The following is a 3,899-nucleotide window of genomic DNA, read 5'->3' on the forward strand; positions in this document are numbered from 1 at the left end:
TCATTACAATATTGTGATTTAATTATTTTAATAACTGGTATACCGAGGTGATTCACTTGAAATTTAAAGCGAAAAAAAATCCATTTCATATCATTTTAATCTCATTGTTTTTAGTTGTTTTTTTCATTTCCCTATTCTTTCAAAATGAGAATTCTATTTTTTTCACTCTCATGATGCTCTTAAATATCGTGAATCTCTCTTCTTTCTATTTTTCTCATTACAAAATAACGGAATCTGCCCTTGTTGTTAAACATGGTTTCATACTCCGTACTGAAATTCCATTTGAAGATATACGCCAAATTAAATACTCTGGTAAAAAGCTTCGTTCAGAAAATTGGACAAGACAGCAAATAGAAATTCATTATAATTTATTCGACTCAGTAACATCTTTCGTACCACAAGAAGAGGAGAAATTCATTTCACTCTTAAAAGAAAACTGGCCAAATGTGAAAATAATCAATAGCACCTCAAATGAATAGTTTTGTTTGAGACAGTTCTATGCTATTAGGATAACTATATAAGAATTGAATATCCTCCCCAAGCAAAACCGCCGTTTACATATTTATTCTCCCCTCAGGCTAACTACCCAATAGTTAGTCTATTTTTTATTACATAAAGATACTACCCCTCCATCACAAACAAACGATACGAACATACACTATTTCTAAAAAAGTAAACTTCTACACAAAATGAATGAAAGGTGCTTATTATGTATGAGTTAAGTTATGAAAGATTAACAGGTGAAATTATTACAAGATATGATTGTGAGTATGAAGAAGCTAGACAAGAATGGAATCGAGCTATTCAAAAGTTTCCTTTAGCTATCATTTATTGTTTTACGAAATGGGATGTTAGTAATGCGATTATTTGGGCGATAAAAAAGCCAAGATTCTAAATTAAGAACCTTGGCCTCTTTTATTATTCTTTCGGAGCGATCATTTTTTTCGGGTCTACAATTTCATCAAATTGCTCTTCTGTTAGTAATCCCGATTGCAATGCTGCTTCTTTTAAAGTTAATCCCTCTTTATGAGCATGCTTTGCAATTTTCGCGGCATTTTCATACCCGATATGTGGGTTTAGTGCTGTTACAAGCATTAATGAACGATTTACATTTTCATTAATTACTTCTTCATCTGCTTCAATACCAACTGCACATTTATCATTAAATGAAACTGTTGCATCAGCTAATAAGTGAGCAGATTGCAGGAAGTTGTAAGCAATAACGGGTTTGAATACGTTTAGCTCAAAATTACCTTGGCTCGCAGCAAATCCAATTGTTGTGTCATTCCCCATAACTTGTGCTACAACCATTGTTAGCGCTTCGCTTTGCGTTGGATTTACTTTCCCTGGCATAATAGAGCTTCCTGGTTCATTTGCAGGAATAATAATTTCCCCAAGACCACTTCGTGGACCACTTGCAAGCCAGCGCACATCGTTAGCTATCTTCATTAAATCAGCAGCTAATGCTTTTAATGCTCCGTGTGCAAATACAACTTCATCATGGCTCGTTAACGCATGGAATTTATTTGGTGCAGAAACAAATTGTTTACCTGTAAACAGACTAATTTCTTCTGCTACCATCTCACCAAATTTAGGGTGCGCATTAATTCCAGTTCCAACCGCAGTACCACCAATTGCTAATTCTTTCATATATGTATTGCTATCTGCAATCATACGCTCTGCTTTTTCAAGCATACGGTGCCATCCGCTAATTTCTTGCCCTAACGTTAAAGGGGTTGCATCTTGTAAATGCGTACGACCGATTTTAATAATATGTTCAAATGCAGTTACTTTTTCTGCTAATGTTTCTTTTAATTTCGTAATGGCTGGTAATACATGATTTTCTACCGCAATTACACACGCTACATGAAGTGCCGTTGGGAACGTATCATTTGAACTTTGAGACATGTTCACGTCATCATTCGGATGAATATGTACGTCAGATCCCTTTTCTTTCAAAATTTGATTACCGCGGTTTGCAATTACTTCATTTACATTCATATTCGATTGTGTACCACTACCTGTTTGCCATACGACAAGTGGAAAATGTTCATTCCATTTTTCTGCGATAACTTCATCAGCAGCTTCCGCAATTGCTTGTGCTTTTTCTTCTGATAACTTCCCTAATTTTTGATTGCTAATCGCTGCACTCTTCTTTAAAATCGCAAATGCTTTTACAATTTCAAGCGGCATATGCTCTGTTCCAATCGGAAAATTTTCCTTACTACGCTGTGTTTGTGCTGCCCATAATTTATCAGCTGGAACTTTCATTTCTCCTAATGTATCTCTTTCAATTCTGTACTCCATTTTTTCATCCCCTTGAAAATAAAATACCTACATTTCTCATTTTAACAGAATTCCATACAAATGATAAGAATTCTCACTTGTATGTATAAAAAAAATACCTTCTGCGGTGGCAGAAGGTATTTTTTTATGATGCTTGCTTCCCTTTTTCAACGTCATCTACATACCAAATAAATTTCCCTGTATATCCGTAAATAACTGCCAAAATTAATGAAACGAAGCTTAACCACATAAACGGAACGTATGAGAACGTTGCTACACCTAAAATACCAGCCATAAAAATACCATTATCCGACCACGGAACCATACCAGAAGTTAACGTTCCACCTACTTCTGAGTTACGTGCTAATACACGGCGATCTATTTTTAATTTATCATAGCTATCTTCCATAATTTTCGGTGTTAAAATAAGTGATACATACATCGCACAACCAAATATATTAGCTAAGAATGCCACGATTAATGTAGACAATGTTACATTACCTGCAGAATTTAATTTCTTCTCAAATTTTGATACGATTACTTTTAGAACACCTAGCTTTTCAAGTAGTCCACCAAAACCTAAGCCGAAAATAATAACGGCTACTGAACTAAGCATACCGTTAATTCCACCACGGTTTAATAACTTATCGACAAACTCGACACCAGATTGAATTGAGAATCCGTTATATGCTGTTCCAATTGCCTCTCCAAAGTGCATCCCTTGGAAAAGAGTTGCCCAAATTGCACCAATTAAAGCTCCCATAGCAATTGTTGGCATAGAAGGCTTCTTCAGCGCCAATAGCACAATAACGATTACAGCCGGAACAAGCATCCATATTTTAATATCAAATTGCTTTAATAAAGCTTCTTTTAAAAACTCTACTCTATTTAAATCTACATTATCCCCGCCATACATCCATCCAGCAACAGTAAACATAATGCTGGTAATAATAAAAGCTGGAACGTCTAATACGAGCATAGCTCGAACGTGAGCAATAACATCTACTTTTGCCATAGAAGCTGCAAGAACTGTGCTATCAGAAAGTGGTGATAATTTGTCTCCAAAATACGCTCCTGAAAGAACTGCACCCGCAACAAGCGGAAGTGGTAATCCAAGCCCTTCCCCAATCGCCATCATAGCAATACCAGCTGTTCCAACTGTTCCCCATGATGTTCCTGTCGCGATAGAAGTTATTGAACAAATAATTAAAGTTGCCAATAAGAATATGCTAGGGTGAATGAATTCTAATCCATAATAAATTAATGTAGGTACAACCCCACCAGCAATCCATGTTCCAATTAAAGCTCCAACTGCAACTAAAATAAGAATTGCTTCTAATCCATTAGAAATCCCTTTCGTAATTGCATCTTGCAATTCTTGATAACGAAATCCTAACCTTAATCCAAGCGCAATAACTAAAAACCATGAAATAAATAGCGCTAATTGAATTGGGAGATCAAAAATCGTTTGGAAGGAAAAGACGACAGCAAGAAATAGGAATAAAAGAATGATGATTTCTAGCATCGAGGGTAATCTTACACTTTTCATTTTTTTCTCTCCTTACAAGTCGATAACATGATGTATGTCGTCTTACGTGTATGTAGTATACAAT

3 protein-coding genes and 1 pseudogene are annotated in these 3,899 nt (G+C 35.5%); 2 read left to right on the plus strand and 2 right to left on the minus strand.

Translation table 11 applies throughout. The annotated features are described in order from the left end of the window. The first annotated feature begins 56 nt into the window (after window positions 1-56). The gene (locus AB3X48_RS18845; protein WP_367959810.1) at window positions 57-479 is read left to right on the plus strand and encodes a PH domain-containing protein; all 423 of its coding nucleotides are present in this window, start codon (window positions 57-59) and stop codon (window positions 477-479) included. 230 nt (window positions 480-709) lie between these two features. Next, window positions 710-880, plus strand: a pseudogene (locus tag AB3X48_RS18850) (FAD-linked oxidase); the annotation flags it as partial. Window positions 881-918: 38 nt separating this feature from the next. On the opposite strand, the gene fumC reads toward AB3X48_RS18850, so the two are convergent. After that, complete coding sequence (gene fumC, locus AB3X48_RS18855; RefSeq protein ID WP_016104453.1) at window positions 919-2,307, minus strand: class II fumarate hydratase; 1,389 nt, start codon at window positions 2,305-2,307, stop codon at window positions 919-921. Window positions 2,308-2,431: 124 nt separating this feature from the next. Next, on the minus strand, window positions 2,432-3,835 hold the full coding sequence (gene nhaC / locus AB3X48_RS18860; RefSeq protein WP_002158435.1) for a Na+/H+ antiporter NhaC: 1,404 nt from the start codon (window positions 3,833-3,835) through the stop codon (window positions 2,432-2,434). Window positions 3,836-3,899: the final 64 nt, after the last annotated feature.

Origin of the sequence: Bacillus sp. S4, from assembly GCF_040838205.1 — a bacterium.
GTDB lineage: Bacteria > Bacillota > Bacilli > Bacillales > Bacillaceae_G > Bacillus_A > Bacillus_A cereus_U.

What these genes read in the sequence shown, in the direction of transcription:
- fumC (WP_016104453.1), bottom strand. Translation starts at nt 2,307, where the DNA reads ATGGAGTACAGAATTGAAAGAGATACATTAGGAGAAATGAAAGTTCCA.
- nhaC (WP_002158435.1), bottom strand. Translation starts at nt 3,835, where the DNA reads ATGAAAAGTGTAAGATTACCCTCGATGCTAGAAATCATCATTCTTTTA.